Source organism: Rhodococcoides sp. S146-33, from assembly GCF_059489205.1.
The window spans coordinates 106,005-122,441 of the sequence record NZ_JCAJWY010000008.1 but is presented as its reverse complement, the minus strand read 5'-3'; the positions used below and the strand labels follow the sequence as shown (position 1 = coordinate 122,441).

General features: G+C 66.0%; 15 protein-coding genes. All 15 read left to right on the top strand.

The window, feature by feature from the left end:
• The first annotated feature begins 62 nt into the window (after positions 1–62).
• The 15 genes from AC5WEY_RS23765 to AC5WEY_RS23695 all read left to right on the top strand — a co-directional run bounded on the left by AC5WEY_RS23765 (position 63) and on the right by AC5WEY_RS23695 (position 16,164).
• Complete coding sequence (locus AC5WEY_RS23765) at positions 63–1,664, top strand: UDP-N-acetylmuramoyl-L-alanyl-D-glutamate--2,6-diaminopimelate ligase (protein WP_495647783.1); 1,602 nt, start codon at positions 63–65, stop codon at positions 1,662–1,664.
• Entirely contained in the window at positions 1,661–3,166 is a 1,506-nt protein-coding gene (locus tag AC5WEY_RS23760) for a UDP-N-acetylmuramoyl-tripeptide--D-alanyl-D-alanine ligase (protein WP_495647782.1), read from the top strand. The genes AC5WEY_RS23765 and AC5WEY_RS23760 overlap by 4 nt, the downstream gene beginning before the upstream one ends.
• Entirely contained in the window at positions 3,163–4,248 is a 1,086-nt protein-coding gene (gene mraY, locus AC5WEY_RS23755; RefSeq protein ID WP_057476118.1) for a phospho-N-acetylmuramoyl-pentapeptide-transferase, read from the top strand. Before AC5WEY_RS23760 ends, mraY begins: the two co-directional genes overlap by 4 nt.
• 3 nt (positions 4,249–4,251) lie before the next feature.
• The gene (gene murD / locus AC5WEY_RS23750; RefSeq protein ID WP_495647781.1) at positions 4,252–5,712 is read left to right on the top strand and encodes a UDP-N-acetylmuramoyl-L-alanine--D-glutamate ligase; all 1,461 of its coding nucleotides are present in this window, start codon (positions 4,252–4,254) and stop codon (positions 5,710–5,712) included.
• Positions 5,709–7,325, top strand: coding sequence for a putative lipid II flippase FtsW (gene ftsW / locus AC5WEY_RS23745; protein WP_495647780.1), 1,617 nt, complete (start codon positions 5,709–5,711; stop codon positions 7,323–7,325). The genes murD and ftsW overlap by 4 nt, the downstream gene beginning before the upstream one ends.
• Complete coding sequence (murG, locus tag AC5WEY_RS23740) at positions 7,322–8,464, top strand: undecaprenyldiphospho-muramoylpentapeptide beta-N-acetylglucosaminyltransferase (RefSeq protein ID WP_495647779.1); 1,143 nt, start codon at positions 7,322–7,324, stop codon at positions 8,462–8,464. The genes ftsW and murG overlap by 4 nt, the downstream gene beginning before the upstream one ends.
• A 66-nt stretch (positions 8,465–8,530) precedes the next feature.
• Positions 8,531–10,036 carry a UDP-N-acetylmuramate--L-alanine ligase gene (gene murC / locus AC5WEY_RS23735; RefSeq protein WP_057476121.1) on the top strand — a complete coding sequence of 502 codons (1,506 nt, stop codon included), beginning with the start codon at positions 8,531–8,533 and terminating at the stop codon, positions 10,034–10,036.
• 71 nt (positions 10,037–10,107) lie between these two features.
• Complete coding sequence (locus AC5WEY_RS23730; RefSeq protein ID WP_495647778.1) at positions 10,108–10,827, top strand: cell division protein FtsQ/DivIB; 720 nt, start codon at positions 10,108–10,110, stop codon at positions 10,825–10,827.
• 172 nt (positions 10,828–10,999) lie between these two features.
• Positions 11,000–12,253 (top strand): cell division protein FtsZ, encoded by a 1,254-nt coding sequence (ftsZ, locus tag AC5WEY_RS23725; RefSeq protein ID WP_032403952.1) that lies wholly within the window; start codon positions 11,000–11,002, stop codon positions 12,251–12,253.
• Complete coding sequence (gene pgeF, locus AC5WEY_RS23720) at positions 12,250–13,017, top strand: peptidoglycan editing factor PgeF (protein WP_495647777.1); 768 nt, start codon at positions 12,250–12,252, stop codon at positions 13,015–13,017. Before ftsZ ends, pgeF begins: the two co-directional genes overlap by 4 nt.
• 20 nt (positions 13,018–13,037) lie before the next feature.
• Positions 13,038–13,796 (top strand): YggS family pyridoxal phosphate-dependent enzyme, encoded by a 759-nt coding sequence (locus AC5WEY_RS23715; protein ID WP_495647776.1) that lies wholly within the window; start codon positions 13,038–13,040, stop codon positions 13,794–13,796.
• Positions 13,797–13,877: 81 nt separating this feature from the next.
• Complete coding sequence (locus tag AC5WEY_RS23710) at positions 13,878–14,525, top strand: cell division protein SepF (protein WP_057476124.1); 648 nt, start codon at positions 13,878–13,880, stop codon at positions 14,523–14,525.
• An 82-nt stretch (positions 14,526–14,607) separates the two neighbouring features.
• Positions 14,608–14,895 (top strand): YggT family protein, encoded by a 288-nt coding sequence (locus AC5WEY_RS23705; protein ID WP_057476125.1) that lies wholly within the window; start codon positions 14,608–14,610, stop codon positions 14,893–14,895.
• 159 nt (positions 14,896–15,054) lie between these two features.
• On the top strand, positions 15,055–15,906 hold the full coding sequence (wag31, locus tag AC5WEY_RS23700; RefSeq protein WP_032379035.1) for a DivIVA-like cell division protein Wag31: 852 nt from the start codon (positions 15,055–15,057) through the stop codon (positions 15,904–15,906).
• An 81-nt stretch (positions 15,907–15,987) separates the two neighbouring features.
• The gene (locus AC5WEY_RS23695; RefSeq protein ID WP_200936513.1) at positions 15,988–16,164 is read left to right on the top strand and encodes a hypothetical protein; all 177 of its coding nucleotides are present in this window, start codon (positions 15,988–15,990) and stop codon (positions 16,162–16,164) included.
• The last annotated feature ends 273 nt before the right edge of the window (positions 16,165–16,437 follow it).

The window sequence follows — 16,437 nt, the reverse complement described above, 5'->3', positions numbered from 1 at the left end:
CGCCGCGGCGTGATCGAGCCGGGGCAGGCGCGCGCCCTGCAGTAGAGAGGAAGGGAGCAGGAGTGACTGTCTCAGCGGATTCACAACCGGCTCCGGGTACACGTCCGGCGAATCCACCGCACACCGAGGTGTCCGAGGTGGCGTCCGCGGCCGGAGCCTCGATCGGTGCCGGAGACCCCGAAGGGGTGCGGGTGACCGGTATCGATCTCAGAGCGCAGTCCGTCCTGTCCGGCGATCTCTTCGCGGCGTTGCCCGGCTCGAGTCGTCACGGAGCCGAATTCGCGGCGGACGCGGTCGGTCGCGGTGCGGTGGCAGTTCTCACCGACCCCGCCGGACTCGACATCGTGGTGCGCGTCCTCGCCGGCATGGAACAGCAGGTTCCGGTACTCGTGCACGATCGTCCTCGGCAGGTGTTGGGCGCGGTATCAGCGCTGATCTACGGCGATCCCTCCTCGAAGATGACCGTCGTCGGAATCACCGGTACCTCGGGAAAGACGACGACGTCGTACCTGGTCGAGGCAGGCCTGACGGCTGCCGGACGTCGGTGCGGTTTGATCGGCACCATCGAGACACGCGTCGCAGGTCGGTACGTACCGAGCGCACTCACCACGCCCGAGGCACCGCAGTTGCACGCGCTCTTCGCGGTGATGGTGGAGGAGGGCGTCGACACGGTGGTGATGGAAGTGTCCTCGCACGCGTTGTCTCTGGGCCGAGTAGATGGAACCTGCTTCGCGGTCGGGGCGTTCACCAATCTTTCGCAGGACCACCTCGATTTCCACGACTCGCTCGAGGATTACTTTCTGGCCAAGAGTCGATTGTTCGCGGCCGACTCTGCTGTCCGCGCCGACACCGCGGTCGTCTGTGTCGACGATGCGTGGGGTGTGCGGATGGCAGACATCGCTCGCGCTGCCGGGTCGACGGTGGTGACCGCATCGACCGGTGACGACTCGCAATGGACGGTGTCGGACTGGGCCAAGCACGACAACGGCACGCAGTCGTTCGTCGTCGCCGATCCGAACGGGCTGTCGCTGCCGGTCTCGGTCCGCTTACCGGGGCGCTACAACGTGGCGAATGCCGTGCTGGCACTGGCGACATGCGCGGCGGCCGGGGTGGACGTGTCCACGGCGGCGGCCGGACTCGCGACGGTCGACGTCCCGGGTCGTGTGCAGCGTATCGATCGAGGTCAGAGCTTCCTGGCCGTGGTGGACTACGCGCACAAGCCCGCGGCCGTCGAGGCCGTGCTGGCGACGTTGCGTGAATCTTCCCGTGGACGGATTGCGGTGGTGCTCGGAGCAGGCGGGGACCGCGACACTGCCAAACGCCCGCTGATGGGTGCAGCCGGGGCGCGGGGCGCGGATCTCCTGCTGGTGACCGACGACAACCCGCGCAGCGAGGATCCGGCCGCCATTCGGCGGGCCGTGGAAGACGGAGCGCTGTCCGTGCCGGACGATGTTCGTGGTGAAGTGAGAAATGTGGCAGGCCGCGCGGCGGCGATCGAACAGGCCGTGGTGTGGGCGCGCGAAGGGGATGTTGTGTTGATCGCAGGAAAAGGGCACGAAACAGGCCAGGAGATCGCAGGGGTGAAGCACCCGTTCGACGACAGAGTGGTACTCGCCTCGGCTATCGACGCGCGGTTGGTCGGCACGAGCGCGGGCGTACGGTGATTCCGCTGACGATGGGCCGCATCGCCGAGATCGTCGGAGGCACATTGCACGACGTGTCGGACCCGATGGTTGTAGTGCCCGGGCCGGTGGAGTTCGATTCCCGCAAGGTGACCCCCGGCAGTATTTTCCTCGCCCTTCCCGGAGCCAAGGTGGACGGTCACGACCACGCCGCCGACGCGGTTGCCGCAGGTGCGGCGCTGGTGCTGGCCGCGCGCCCGGTCGGTGTACCGGCCGTGGTCGTCCGTCCGGTCCCGCACGACAGTCGCGCGATGGCGCTCGAGAACGACCCGGACGGTTCCGGTTCGGCAGTGTTGACCGCACTCGGAGCTCTGGCGCGGGCCTCGGTGCTCGAGCTGACCGCTGAGCACGGGCTGACCGTCGTCGGGGTGACGGGGTCCTCGGGAAAAACCTCCACCAAGGATCTGATCTCGGCGGTACTCGAACCGCTCGGCTCGGTGGTGGCCCCGCCCGGATCGTTCAACAACGAACTCGGCCACCCCTGGACGGCTCTACGGGCAGACGTCGATACCGACTTCCTGTGTCTCGAGCTGTCGGCCAGGGGAATCGGCCATATCGCCGAACTCGCCGAGCTCGCGCCGCCGAGGATCGGGGTGGTGCTCAACGTGGGCACGGCGCACCTGGGCGAGTTCGGGTCGCGTGCGGCCATCGCTCTGGCGAAGGGTGAACTCGTCGAAGCGCTGCCCGGTGCCGCCGACGGGGGAGTGGCGATTCTCAACATCGACGATCGTTTGGTCGCCGAGATGTCAACGCGCACAACGGCATCCGTTGTCACCGTGGGCCGAAGTGCCGATGCGGACGTCAGGGCAGTCGACGTGCAGGTCGATACCGACGCCCGCGCGTCGTTCACACTCGAATGCGCGGCGGGCACGGTACCGATCACCCTGGCGGTGCACGGTGAGCATCAGGTCGGCAATGCGCTCGCGGCAGCTGCCGTCGCACTCGAATGCGGAGCAACGTTGGCGCAGGTGGCCGACGCGCTGTCGACCGCTGCGCCGACGTCGATCAGGCGGATGGACGTGCGTACCCGTACGGACGGCGTCACCGTCGTCAACGATTCCTACAACGCCAATCCAGATTCGATGCGCGCCGCCCTGAAGGCCCTGGTCTCGATGTCTCGCCGTGACGACGGGCCCAAGCGTCGCAGCTGGGCGGTCCTCGGGGAGATGGGCGAACTCGGTGCCGACTCCGTGGTCGAGCACGACGCGATCGGCCGGCTGGCCGTACGACTGGACGTCGATCGGTTGATCATCGTCGACTCGGGACGACCCACTCGGGCACTGCATCAAGGTGCCGTCATGGAAGGTTCGTGGGGCGAGGAGTCGATGCTCGTACCCGACCGCGAGTCGGCGATCGCTGTGCTCCTCGACGAGGTGCGTCCCGGTGACATCGTTTTGGTGAAGGCGTCGCAGTCCGGGGCCATGTGGACAGTTGCCGACGCCGTCCTGGCAGATACGAGCGCATCCGCGGAGGGCGATCAGTGAGGCAGATCCTGTTCGCCGGCGGCATCGCGCTCGCCGTCGCAATTCTGCTGACTCCGATACTGATCAAGACCTTCTCGAAGCAGGGGTTCGGTCAAGAGATTCGAGTGGAAGGCCCGGCGAGTCACCAATCGAAGCGTGGTACGCCCACGATGGGCGGCGTGGCCATTCTGGTCGGAATCTGGGCCGGTTACTGGGGCTCGCACCTGATCGGAATCGGGTACGACGCCGACGGCCCGTCGGCATCTGCTCTGCTCGTGCTCGGACTGACGACGGTGCTCGGGCTCGTCGGGTTCCTGGACGACTTCATCAAGATCCGCAAGCAACGCAACCTCGGTCTGAACGCGACCGGCAAGTACGTCGGGCAGATAACGGCGGCCGTGCTGTTCGCGATTCTGGTGCTGCAGTTCCGCAGCGACAGCGGTCTCACTCCCGGAAGTACTCAGCTTTCCTACGTTCGAGATATCGCAACCTGGTCGATGTCTGCCGTCGTGTTCGTGTTGTTCGTCTGTCTACTGGTGATCGCGTGGTCGAATTCGGTCAACCTCACCGACGGTCTCGACGGCCTCGCCGCCGGATCGATGACGTTGGTTCTCGGGGCCTACACCGTCATCACGTTCTGGCAGTACCGGCAAGCCTGCGCCGGCCCCGCCGGTCCTGCCCCCGGCTGCTACGACGTCCGAGACCCCCTCGACCTGGCTCTGGTGTGCGCCTCCGCTGCGGGCGCATGCATCGGTTTCCTGTGGTGGAACGCCGCGCCGGCCAAGATCTTCATGGGTGACACCGGATCTCTCGCCCTCGGTGGTCTGATCGCCGGTCTGTCGGTGGTCACCAAGACCGAACTGATCATGGTCGTGATCGGTGCACTGTTCGTCGCCGAGGCCGCATCGGTCGTCATTCAGGTGGCGGTGTTCCGCTCGAGTCGCCGACGCGTGTTCCGGATGGCCCCGTTCCATCATCACTTCGAGTTGGCGGGATGGGCCGAGACGACGGTGATCATCCGGTTCTGGTTGCTGGCCGCCATCGCGTCGGCTGTCGGACTCGCCCTGTTCTACAGCGAGTATCTCGCTGCCGTCGGCGGATAGGGCATGAACGAAACTTCGATCGACCTGTCGTGGCTGCGCGGTAGTTCGGTACTGGTGACCGGTGCCCGCGTGTCCGGTCTCGCCGTGGTGCGCCCATTGCTGGACCTCGGGGCCGTCGTCACCGTCACCGACTCCGATCGTGGTGCGCTCGACAGGGCGTCGAGCATCGGTGCCGCGGTGGTGCTGCAGGACGACCTGCTCGGCGATCCCGCCGCGCTGGCAGCGTTCTCGCTTGTCGTCACCAGTCCCGGCTTCCGTCCCGATTCTCCGGTGTTGGCTGCAGCCGCCGATCAGGGGATTCCGGTGTGGGGCGATGTCGAGTTGTCCTGGCACGTGGACCGGGCCGAGCTGTACGGCCCGAGAACTCGCTGGCTGGTGGTCACCGGAACCAACGGAAAGACGACCACCACCTCGATGCTGGCGTCGATTCTCGAGGCTGCCGCTATCGAGTCGGTAGCCTGCGGAAACATCGGACTTCCCATCGCCGACGCGCTGCGTCGCACGCCGCATCCAAGTGTTCTCGCGGTAGAACTGTCCTCGTTCCAATTGTTCTGGGCTCCGTCGGTGCATCCGGCGGCCGGGGTGGTACTCAACATCGCCGAGGATCACCTCGATTGGCACGGCGGCATGGACGGATATGTCCAGGCCAAGGCTCGAGCGTTGTCCGGTGAGATTGCTGTCGTCGGCCTCGACGACACGCGAGCAGCACGCCTGGCCGCGGGCTCGCCGTCCGGCAACGTCGTCGGTTTCCGGCTGGGCGAACCCGCCTCGGGCGAGCTGGGAGTGCGGTCGGGTGTACTGGTCGACAACGCGTTCGGTGAGAACGTCGAACTTCTCGCAGCCGCGGACGTCGAGCCGAGCGGACCCTCCGGGATTCTCGATGCGCTGGCGGCCGCCGCGCTGGCTCGCTCGATCGGGGTGCAGCCAGGCGCGGTTCGAGCCGGTCTTCAGAGCTACCGGGTGGGACCGCATCGCGCGGCGGTGGTGCGCGAGCTCGGCGGAGTGACGTTCATCGACGATTCGAAGGCGACGAACCCGCATGCGGCTCGTTCGTCGATCCTGGCGCACGAGCGCGTCGTGTGGATCGCGGGAGGGTTGCTCAAGGGTGCGGTGATCGACGATCTGGTCGTGGAGATCGCGGATCGACTCGTTGCTGCGGTGCTGCTGGGCCGCGATGGGATGCAGATCGCAGAGGCTTTGGCGCGACACGCGCCCGATGTTCCGGTCGTGAGGCTCCCTTCGGGAGACGATGCTGGTGTGACTCATGGTGCTGAAGATGCTGATGCGGTGATGCGGGCCGCTGTCGCCCATGCGGCCGGACGCGCTGCGCCGGGGGATACCGTCCTGCTGGCTCCCGCGGCTGCGTCGCTGGACATGTTCTCCGACTACGGGCACCGCGGTCGAAGCTTCGCCGAGTCCGTGCAGCTGCTGGATATCGTCGACATCGGATCGCCGCGCTCGTGACCACCGCTGCTCAGCCGCCGCGCCCACCTCGCCGCACGTCCCCGCCCCGCACTCGAATCGGCCTGTGGTTCGGCCGTCCGCTGGCGTCGTTCCATCTCATTGTCACGATCGCCGTACTGCTGACGGTGCTGGGCCTGGTGATGGTGCTGTCGGCGTCGTCCGCAGAATCCTTTGCGGCCGACGAGTCCGGATACGCGCTGTTCACTCAGCAGTTGATCGGCGTGGCGTTGGGAGCGGTCGCGTTCTACGTGGCTCTCCGACTCCCGGTTCGGTACCTCAGGAAGCTGTCTTTTCCACTGTTCCTGGTCTCGATCACGATGTTGATGCTCGTGCTGATCCCTGGGATCGGTGCCGAGCGTCAAGGCGCACGGCGTTGGTTCGACTTCGGCGTCGTCTCGTTCCAGCCGTCCGAACTGGCGAAGGTCGCGCTGGTGCTGTGGGGTGCGCATCTGCTGGCCTCGCGTCGCAGCGAACACGGCAACATCAAGTCGTTGCTGGTGCCACTGCTGCCTGCCGGTCTGCTGATGTGTCTGCTGGTGGTGCTGCAGCCCAACCTGAGTACAGCGATCGCCCTCGGCATCATCCTGGTGGCGCTGCTGTGGTTCGCCGGTCTCAACGCCCGGTTGTTCGGTGCAGTGCTGATGACGGGTATGGCGCTGGCGACGGTGCTCGCGTTCACTGCCGGCTACCGCTCCAACCGCGTGAAGGCCTGGCTCAACCCGGGAGAAGACACTTCGGGACTGTCCTACCAGTCGACCCAGGCGAAATACTCGCTGGCCGACGGTGGTCTGTTCGGCCGCGGGTTGGGGCAGAGCCGCGCGAAGTGGAGCTATCTTCCCAACGCGCACAACGACTTCATCTTCGCCATCATCGGTGAGGAACTCGGCACGATCGGCTGCCTTGCCGTCATCGGATTGTTCGGACTGTTCGTCTACACGGGTCTGCGCATCGCCATGCGCTCGGTCGATCCCTTTCTGCGCCTGTTGACCGCCGGTGCCACCTGCTGGGTGTTCGGTCAGGCCATGATCAACATCAGCTATGTCGTGGGTCTGCTGCCGGTGACCGGCCTGCAGTTGCCGCTGGTGTCCTACGGCGGCACGTCGACGGCGATCACGCTGCTGATGTTCGGCATCATCGCGAGTGCGGCCCGCCACGAGCCCGAAGCGATCGCAGCCCTGCACGCCGGCCAGGAGGGGCGAATCGCTCGTGCTCTCAAGCTTCCGTTGCCCGCGGTGTTCTCGCCCCAGCGCGCCGCGATGGCTCGCTCGAAGTCCACCCGACCAACCCTGGCCGCTCAGGACCGCAAGCGTCTCGAGGCCCGCAGGGGTAAGGACGGGCGAGGAGCGCGCGCACCCGAGCCGGGACGTACCCGAGTCTCGAGTTCCCGGGCCGACACGATGTCGCCCTCCTCGACCGATCGACGGGGCGATTCGCTCCGCGGCCGGGCCCGCCGCCCCGAGCCGCAGCGTCGTGAGCCGTCGGCCGGGTACGCAGCCGGGTCTCGGACGTCTCCCCGGCCCCGTCCGGAACCTCAGGGTTCGTACCGTCCGCGTCCGGAACCACAACCCGGTCGCCCACCCGTTCGCTCGGGTGAGCGAGGATATCGACGGTGAAGCAGACATCCAGGCCGATTTCCGTAGTGGTTGCCGGGGGCGGGACGGCCGGGCACATCGAGCCTGCGCTCGCAGTGGCCGACGCCCTCCGCGTCCTAGACCCCACCGTCACCGTCACCGCTCTCGGCAGCAGTCGTGGCCTGGAGACGACACTGGTTCCGGCCCGTGGATATGCCCTCGAACTCATCCCACCCGTGCCGCTGCCGCGTAAGCCCACCGTCGACCTGTTGAAGCTGCCGGTCCGCGTTGTGCGATCGGTACGTCGAACGAGGGAGATATTCGCGGCCGTCGAGGCCGACGTGCTCGTCGGATTCGGTGGTTACGTCGCGTTGCCCGCCTATCTCGCCGCGCGGGGACGGCTGCTCGGTCGTGGTGGGCGACTTCCCGTGGTCATCCACGAGGCCAATGCCAGGGCAGGCATCGCCAACAAGGTCGGGGCCAGGTCCGCTCGACGCGTGCTTGCGGCCGTTGCCGGATCGGGCATCGCGGCGCGCGGTGCAGCCGACGCGGAAGTCATCGGAATCCCTGTCCGTCCCACCATCACCGGACTCGACCGCGCGGCGGTGCGCGCACAGGCCCGGGAACACTTCGGTCTGCCCGAGCAGGGCCCGGTACTGCTGGTGTTCGGCGGTTCGCAGGGAGCCCGATCCCTCAACGACGCCGTCTCCGGTGCCTCGTCTGCGCTCGCCGCGGCCGGCATTTCGGTGCTGCACGCGCACGGACCGAAGAACACGCTCGACGTAGAACAGCGCAACCCGAATGCGCCGTACGTCGCGCTGCCGTACATCGACCGGATGGATCTGGCGTACGCGGCCGCGGACCTGGCCATCTGTCGGTCCGGTGCCATGACGGTCGCCGAGGTGTCGGCGACCGGTCTGCCCGCGGTGTACGTACCCCTGCCACACGGCAACGGCGAGCAGGAGCTCAACGCCCGTCCGGTCGTCGACGCCGGAGGTGGCATCCTGGTGTCCGATGCGACACTGACCGAGCAGTACGTGACCGACACGGTGGTGGCGCTGCTGAACGACACGGAGAAGATTGCTGCCATGTCTCGGGCCGCGGCCGGTGCCGGGCACAAAGGAGCAGCAGCGGCCGTGGCGCAGATCGTGCTCGATACTGCGCACGCGGCGAGACGCTGATCCGGGCGGTGTCGCGCATGCGAAGAGAACGAGGGAGACGTCCGCGTGACAATTGACGGTGCGGCAATGTCGGAATTGCCGGCAGAGCTACAACGAGTACACATGGTGGGTATCGGCGGTGCCGGAATGTCCGGTATCGCGCGCATCCTGCTGGCTCGCGGCGGGCAGGTATCGGGATCGGACGCCAAGGAATCCCGTGGTGTGCTCGCGCTCCGAGCACGTGGTGCGCAGGTTCGCATCGGTCACGACGCCAGTGCGCTCGACATGATCGAGGGCGGCCCCTCGGTCGTGGTGACGACCCATGCCGCAATTCCCAAGACCAATCCAGAGCTGGTCGCGGCCCGCGAGCGCGGAATTCCGGTGGTTCTGCGGCCGGCCGTGCTGTCCTCCCTCATGCAGGGCTACCGCACTGTGCTGGTCTCGGGTACCCATGGCAAGACGTCGACCACCTCGATGCTGGTGGTCGCGCTGCAGCATTGCGGCTTCGATCCGTCGTTCGCCGTCGGAGGAGAGCTCAACGAGGCCGGGACCAATGCACACCACGGAAGCGGCGACGTGTTCGTGGCAGAAGCGGACGAGAGCGACGGTTCGCTGCTGCAGTACACGGCAGACGTGATCATCGTGACCAATATCGAGGCCGATCACCTGGACCACTTCGGCACCACCGAGGCCTACGTACAGGTGTTCGACGACTTCGCCGCTGTGCTGCGCCCCGGCGGCGTGCTCGTGGCATGCATGGACGATCCTGGTTCGGCAGCCCTGGCTCGCCGAGTGGTCCAGAAGAATCTGCCCGGCGTGACCGTGCTCGGCTACGGGTCGTCCGACGTAGACGCCGGACCGGTCGACATGGCCGTTCGTCTGTTGGCGTGGGAGCCCGAGGACATCGGCGGCGTCGCGCAGCTGCAGATCGCCGGCGAGGATGCGGCGCGGACGGTTCGGCTCGGTGTTCCCGGACGGCACACCGCACTCAATGCGCTCGCAGCGTTCGTCGCCGCTCGTCAGGTGGGTGCCGGCACCGAGGAACTGTTGGCCGGGCTCACCGGCTTCGGCGGGGTTCATCGGCGTTTTCAGTTCACCGGCCGAGAGCACGGCGTCCGAGTGTTCGACGATTACGCACACCATCCCACCGAGGTGCGTGCGGTGTTGACCGCAGCGCAGGCTCTCGTCGCGGGCCAGGACCGCGCAGGTCTCGAGCGGGGGCGGGTGGTGGTGGTGTTCCAGCCGCACCTGTATTCACGGACCGCCACCTTTGCCGAGGAGTTCGGAGCGGCGTTGTCGTTGGCGGACGAGATAGTGGTGCTCGATGTCTACGGTGCACGTGAGGAGCCGTTGCCCGGTGTGACGGGTGCGCTGGTTGCAGCCTCGGTGACGAAACCGGTGAATTACCAACCGGATCTGTCGATGGTGGCCAAGCAGGTCGCGCAGCTGAGCAGGCCGGGAGACGTGGTCATCACCATGGGGGCGGGTGACGTGACGATGCTCGGTGGTCCGATTCTGGACGCACTTCGCTCGAAAACCGATTTCGGTGCTGCGACCGGCCGCAGTGAACCGAAGGATCGGCCGGCTCCGTGACCCGCCGCTCCGATCGAGTTCGTTCTTCCAGATCGGGAACAGCTGCAGTACAGGATGATTCGACGTCGCCGATGAGTGACAAGCAGGCGCGCGCCCGGGCCAGGGAAGACGAACGTACTCGGGTGAAGCGGTCGCGTCGCAAGGCCGTGCTGATTGCGCTTGCTGTCGTTGTCGTGGTGGTGGGATCGGCTGCGCTGGTGTACTTCACGCCGTTTCTGTCGGTTCGGAGCGTCACGGTCGCGGGGGAGTCCTCGGTGTCCGAGCAGGAGGTCCTCGACCTGCTCGACGTTCCCGCCGGTCTTCCACTGGTTCGAGTGGACACGGCTGCGGCGGCGCAGCGGGTGGCGACTATTCCGGCGTTGGCCTCGGTGCGCGTGCAGCGCAAGTATCCGTCGACCGTGCAGGTGACCGTCGAGGAGCGAACGCCCGTGGCGTTCTTCGATTCTCCGGACGGCACCCATCTGCTCGATTCCACCGGGGTCGATTTCGCGATCGCACCTCCGCCGCCGGGGGTTGTGCGGCTGGTGACCGAGAACCCGGTGTTCGGTGATCCCGTGACGAAAGACGCTCTCGCAGTGCTCGATACGCTGCCGCCGCTGTTGCGAGATCAGGTGGGTGAGTTGCGAGCGAGCACCCTGTCCGACATCTCGATTCTGTTGCTCGACGGACGAACCGTCGTGTGGGGTAGCAAAGACAACTCCGAACGCAAGGCCGCGGTGGCGATCGCGTTGCTGTCGCAGCCCGGGCAGATCTTCGATGTGTCGAGTCCGGATCTACCCACCACGAAGTAGTTCCAGCGCGAGTGACGCATATTTCCGGCGCGGCGTCGGCGCGCCTAATGGCGATAGCCGTCGGGGATGAATAGCGTTCCGAGCAGTTCAGTACTTGACATAACTCTAAGCCTGTGGTTTAGGTTGAGAGTTTTCCACATTTCACGCAACAACCCACGGAAGGCGAGAGCCCATGACGCCCCCGCACAACTACCTCGCCGTAATCAAGGTCGTCGGCATCGGCGGCGGCGGCGTGAACGCGGTCAACCGCATGATCGAACAGGGACTCAAGGGAGTCGAGTTCATCGCGGTCAACACCGACGCTCAGGCCTTGCTGATGAGCGACGCAGACGTCAAGCTCGACGTGGGTCGCGAACTGACCCGCGGGCTCGGCGCAGGAGCCGATCCCGAGGTGGGTCGCCGCGCAGCAGATGATCACAAGGACGAGATCGAAGAGGTGCTCAAGGGTGCCGACATGGTCTTCGTCACCGCAGGAGAGGGTGGCGGCACCGGTACCGGCGGCGCTCCCGTAGTCGCTAACATCGCGCGCAAGCTCGGCGCACTGACCGTCGGAGTCGTCACGCGGCCGTTCTCCTTCGAAGGCAAGCGTCGCGGCGGACAGGCCGATACCGGCATCCAGCAGCTTCGTGAGTCCTGCGACACGCTCATCGTCATCCCCAACGACCGTCTGCTTCAGCTCGGCGATGCCGCGGTGAGCCTCATGGATGCATTCCGCAGCGCCGACGAGGTTCTGCTCAACGGTGTCCAGGGCATCACCGACCTCATCACCACCCCGGGCCTGATCAACGTCGACTTCGCCGACGTCAAGGGCGTCATGTCCGGCGCAGGCAGTGCGCTGATGGGCATCGGCTCCTCCCGCGGCGAAGGTCGCGCGATCAAGGCCGCGGAATCGGCGATCAACTCTCCGCTGCTCGAAGCGTCGATGGAAGGCGCACGCGGAGTGCTCCTGTCCATCGCCGGCGGCTCCGATCTCGGTCTGTTCGAGATCAACGAGGCTGCGTCGCTGGTGCAGGAAGCAGCGCACATCGATGCCAACATCATCTTCGGAACGGTCATCGACGATTCGCTCGGTGACGAGGTTCGGGTGACCGTCATCGCCGCAGGCTTCGACGGCGGCACACCGACGCGCCGCCCGGTGGAAGCGGCCACGTCCACGCGCGGTCCGATCGGATCGGCCCGCTCCGGTGAGGTGTCCTCGCGCACGAACGAGAGCTCCGAGGGTGCTGTGTTCCGCGACCCGGTCGGTGCACCGAGTGGCAGCAGCCTGCCGCCGCTCAACTCGTCGAGCTCGTCCAACCGTGAGTCGTCCAGCCGTGAATCCGGCGGCGGTCAGGGTCGCGAGGGTGTCGGCTCCGGCCGTCGGGTGCCGATCGCCGAGGACGAGGGCGAAGACGAAGTCGACGTACCGTCCTTCATGCGGCGGTGAGCGGTACCGCATCCGCTGGTCCGTTCCGCGTTCGACGGGTGTCGACGTCGAGAGCGGGCGGTGTCTCGGCACCCCCGTTCGACACGTTCAATCTCGGTGATCATGTGGGCGACGATCCGTCCGCCGTCGAGGCCAACCGCCGTCGTCTCGGTGAGAGACTGGGGATGGGGGTCGAGCGGCTCGTCTTCATGGAGCAGGTTCACGGACGTACCGTCACGGTGGTCGACGGTCCCGTGGCCGAGCCGGTGCCTATGACCGACGCGTTGGTGACGACGCAGCGGGACCTCGGGCTTGTGGTGTTGACTGCTGATTGCGTACCGATCCTGCTGTCCGACGAGGAGGCCGGAGTTATCGCGGCCGTGCACGCGGGCCGGGTCGGTGCCCGTATCGGCATCGTGCCCCGAGTGGTGGAAGCGATGGTCGAGCTCGGTGCGCTGCCCGCGAGGATCGGTGCCTTTCTCGGTCCGGCCGCGAGTGGACGCCAGTACGAGGTGCCCTCAGTCATGCGTGCGGACGTCGACAAGCATCTTCCCGGCAGCGCGACGACGACGGTTCGGAATACGCCGGGACTCGACATTCCCGCCGGTGTCCGGGCCCAACTACTCTCGGCCGGAGTGTCCGCAGTGGCGCAAGATCCGCGCTGCACCATCGAGGACCGAACGTTGTTCAGCCATCGCCGGGAAGGGTCGACCGGCCGGATCGCCAGTGTGGTGTGGATGGACAGTGCATCGACAGACGATCGGCCTGCGACGGTCGATCGCTGAGCCGGCGGAAGAGGGATGTCATGACTGAACCCAGCGATGACGGCGGGCCGGTAGCCGACCGTGCCATCGAGATCGAAACGGCGTTGACGACGGTCCGGGAACGGTTGACCCGCGCGTGCGCCGACGCCGGACGCAACCCCGCCGAGGTCGCTCTTCTTCCGGTGACCAAGTTCTTTCCGGCGTCGGACGTGCGCACCCTGTACCGGCTCGGGTGCCGCGACTTCGGTGAATCCCGCGAGCAGGACGCGTCGCCGAAGGTTGCCGAGACGGCCGAGGATTTTGCCGGCGATCCGCCGCGGTGGCACATGATCGGACACCTGCAGCGAAACAAGGCGAAGTCCGTCGCGGGCTGGGCCCATTCCATCCATTCGGTGGACAGCGCGCGGCTCGTGACGGCACTGTCGAAAGCGGCCACATCGGCTCTGGACGAGGGTGTGCGCCGGTCGGAACTCGACGTACTTCTTCAGGTCAGCCTCGACGGGGACGTACACCGCGGAGGCGTCGAACGAGACGAGCTCCGCGGGCTGGCCGAGGCTGTGTCCGAGGCCGCCGGGCTGCGTCTGGCCGGATTGATGGCGGTACCGCCCCTCGACGCCGAGCCGGACGCCGCGTTCGCCGACCTCGAGAATCTCCACCGTCGTCTGTTGCTCGATCACCCCGAGGCGCTCGAGCTGTCTGCAGGTATGACCGGAGATCTGGAAGCTGCTGTGCGCCACGGATCGACGTGCGTGCGTGTCGGTACCGCAATACTCGGGGCGCGGCCGATAACCTCGCAATAACAGTCCAGGATCACATCAGTCACAACTGACACTTGCGAACCTGGGGATCGACGGTAGACACACTCCACGGAAGGCAGAACGATGAGCACCCTGCACAAGTTCAAGGCGTACTTCGGCATGGTTCCGCTCGCCGACTACGAGGACGACTACCTCGACGATCCGGACGCGCGACGCAACTCCCGTGGCGCGCGTGACGGTTACGACGACATCGACGAGCGCGAGTTCGTGAAGCCGTCCTTCGGCGGATCTCGGCACGCTCAGCTCGACGACGACTACGACGATTACGAGGCACCCCGGCCGGCGGCCACCCTGGCCCCGATCGGCGGCCGGGGACGTGCATCGGCACCGTCGACCCGAGGTACGGCCACGCGCGGAGCACTTGCCATGGACACTCGCATGGATGTGCGGGCGGAAACTCGTCGCAGCCCGATCGTCGACGACGGTGGTCCGTTGTCCAAGATCACCACGCTGCGTCCGCGCGACTACAGCGAGGCTCGCACCATCGGCGAGCGTTTCCGCGACGGCACCCCGGTGATCATGGACCTGGTGGAGATGAGCAACGCGGACGCCAAGCGACTGGTCGACTTTGCCGCCGGTCTGGCATTTGCGCTTCGCGGTTCGTTCGACAAGGTGGCGACGAAGGTCTTCCTGCTTTCGCCCGCCGATGTCGATGTATCGCCGCAGGAGCGCCGGCGCATCGCTGAGACCGGTTTCTACAGTCAGCAGTGAGAGTTTCTCTGTTCGGAGCGGTAGTTCGAGGCTGTGACCAGCGCACTTTGCTCAGCCTGTCGAAGTCAGGCAGAGTATAGCCGTGATCGTGTTCACGGTGATCAACATCGTATTGTTTCTTTTTTGGCTCCTCCTCATCGGTCGAATCATCGTCGAGTTCATCAGGACTTTCGCGAGGGATTGGCAACCGAGTGGAGTCGTCGTCATCTTGCTCGAGGCGATCTTCACGGTTACCGACCCGCCGGTGAAGTTTCTCCGCAGGATCATTCCGCCTCTGAATCTCGGTGGAGTTCGGCTGGATCTGTCCATCATGGTCCTGCTGTTCGTCGTGTTCATCGCGTGGAATGTGACCAGTGGTCTCGCGGCCTGAGGCCGAAGATGGAATGTTAGAACGCAGGACGCGCGCAAGCTGCGTGTCCTGTGTGACAGAATGGACGCCAGTTACAGTTTGATTGTTCTGCACTCGCGCGGAATGGCATATAACTGAATGCTTGCTCTACCGCCCCAAGACGCGTGAAGGGATCCTTCCATGCCGCTGACTCCAGCTGATGTGCACAACGTAGCGTTCAGCAAGCCGCCCATCGGTAAGCGTGGTTACAACGAAGACGAGGTCGACGCTTTCCTCGACCTCGTCGAGCAAGAGCTGTCGCGACTGATCGAAGAGAACGCCGATCTCCGGCAGCGAGTCGGTGAGCTCGATCAGGAGCTCGCGGACGCGAAGAGCTCGGTTCGGCAGAACCCGCAGCCTGCTCAGGTCGCGGCACCGAAGGTCGAGCCGCCGCGCCCGGTGGATCCCCCCAAGCCCGCGCCTGTGGTTCAGCAGCCGGCACCGGTGGCACCCGTGGCCGCAGCCCCGCAGCAGAGTGGCGACTCCAACATGCAGGCCGCAAAGATCCTCGGCCTCGCTCAGGAGATGGCCGATCGTCTCACCGGTGACGCCAAGTCGGAGTCCGAGCAGTTGCTCGGCAACGCCCGCACCAACGCCGAGCGTCTGGTGTCCGATGCACGTACGCGCTCCGAGTCGATGATGTCCGAGGCCCGGCAGAAGTCCGAGTCGCTGCTTTCCGATGCGCAGACACGCTCCGAGACCCAGCTTCGTCAGGCCAAGGAGAAGGCCGACGCACTGCAGGCCGACGCCGAGCGCAAGCACACCGAGATCATGGCGACCATCAACCAGCAGCGCTCCGTTCTCGAAGGCCGCATCGAGCAGCTCAAGACGTTCGAGCGCGAGTACCGAGTGCGTCTCAAGTCGTACCTCGAATCCCAGCTCGAAGAGCTCGAGAACCGTTCGTCGGCACTTCCTGTCGACAACGGCCAGGACAACTTCAATCAGGACAACCAGTCCTCCGGCTACAGCCAGTCGTACGCCAAGGGCAACTGACGCCCGACTGCGTCTGCCGACGCTGCCGTTGACGGCAGCGTCGGACCCGGTTGTCATGGCGAGTGGTGAGCGAGGAATCCCGTGTTGGTCCTGACTCTCGGCGCAGCGGCGATCGGCTTCGGATTCTTGGTTCTCGCCCTGATGACGGGGTCCGTCGTGTGGGCTTGGGCATGTATAGCGGTGTGTATCCTCGGAGCGATTCTGCTGCTGGTCGGTGCACTCACCGGCCGTCGACCACCGCCAGAGCTCGACGGGTAGCATCACCAACCGAATACACAGTTTCAGGTGCCGATCCGGCCATCACCGGGGAGCCTTCGGAAGAACGACGTGCTTGTGGAGCGCTCAGGTGCTTCGGATGGACGTTCAGTAGAACCGAACGGGTGAGCCCGTCACAGCTCACATGGAGTGGCTCGCGCCGCCGGTGACACCGGCGAGTGCGAGCAAGCGGGGTGGTACCGCGGTACTCGGCGTTCGACTCGCCGAGCGTCGTCCCCGTGCCAACAGATGTCGCGTTCCACGCGTCCGGCACGG

Excerpts from the sequence above, each read along its gene's own strand:
- murD (WP_495647781.1), top strand. The coding sequence starts at position 4,252 with ATGAACGAAACTTCGATCGACCTGTCGTGGCTGCGCGGTAGTTCGGTA.
- murC (WP_057476121.1), top strand. The coding sequence starts at position 8,531 with ATGTCGGAATTGCCGGCAGAGCTACAACGAGTACACATGGTGGGTATC.
- AC5WEY_RS23730 (WP_495647778.1), top strand. The coding sequence starts at position 10,108 with ATGAGTGACAAGCAGGCGCGCGCCCGGGCCAGGGAAGACGAACGTACT.
- ftsZ (WP_032403952.1), top strand. The coding sequence starts at position 11,000 with ATGACGCCCCCGCACAACTACCTCGCCGTAATCAAGGTCGTCGGCATC.
- AC5WEY_RS23715 (WP_495647776.1), top strand. The coding sequence starts at position 13,038 with ATGACTGAACCCAGCGATGACGGCGGGCCGGTAGCCGACCGTGCCATC.
- AC5WEY_RS23710 (WP_057476124.1), top strand. The coding sequence starts at position 13,878 with ATGAGCACCCTGCACAAGTTCAAGGCGTACTTCGGCATGGTTCCGCTC.
- wag31 (WP_032379035.1), top strand. The coding sequence starts at position 15,055 with ATGCCGCTGACTCCAGCTGATGTGCACAACGTAGCGTTCAGCAAGCCG.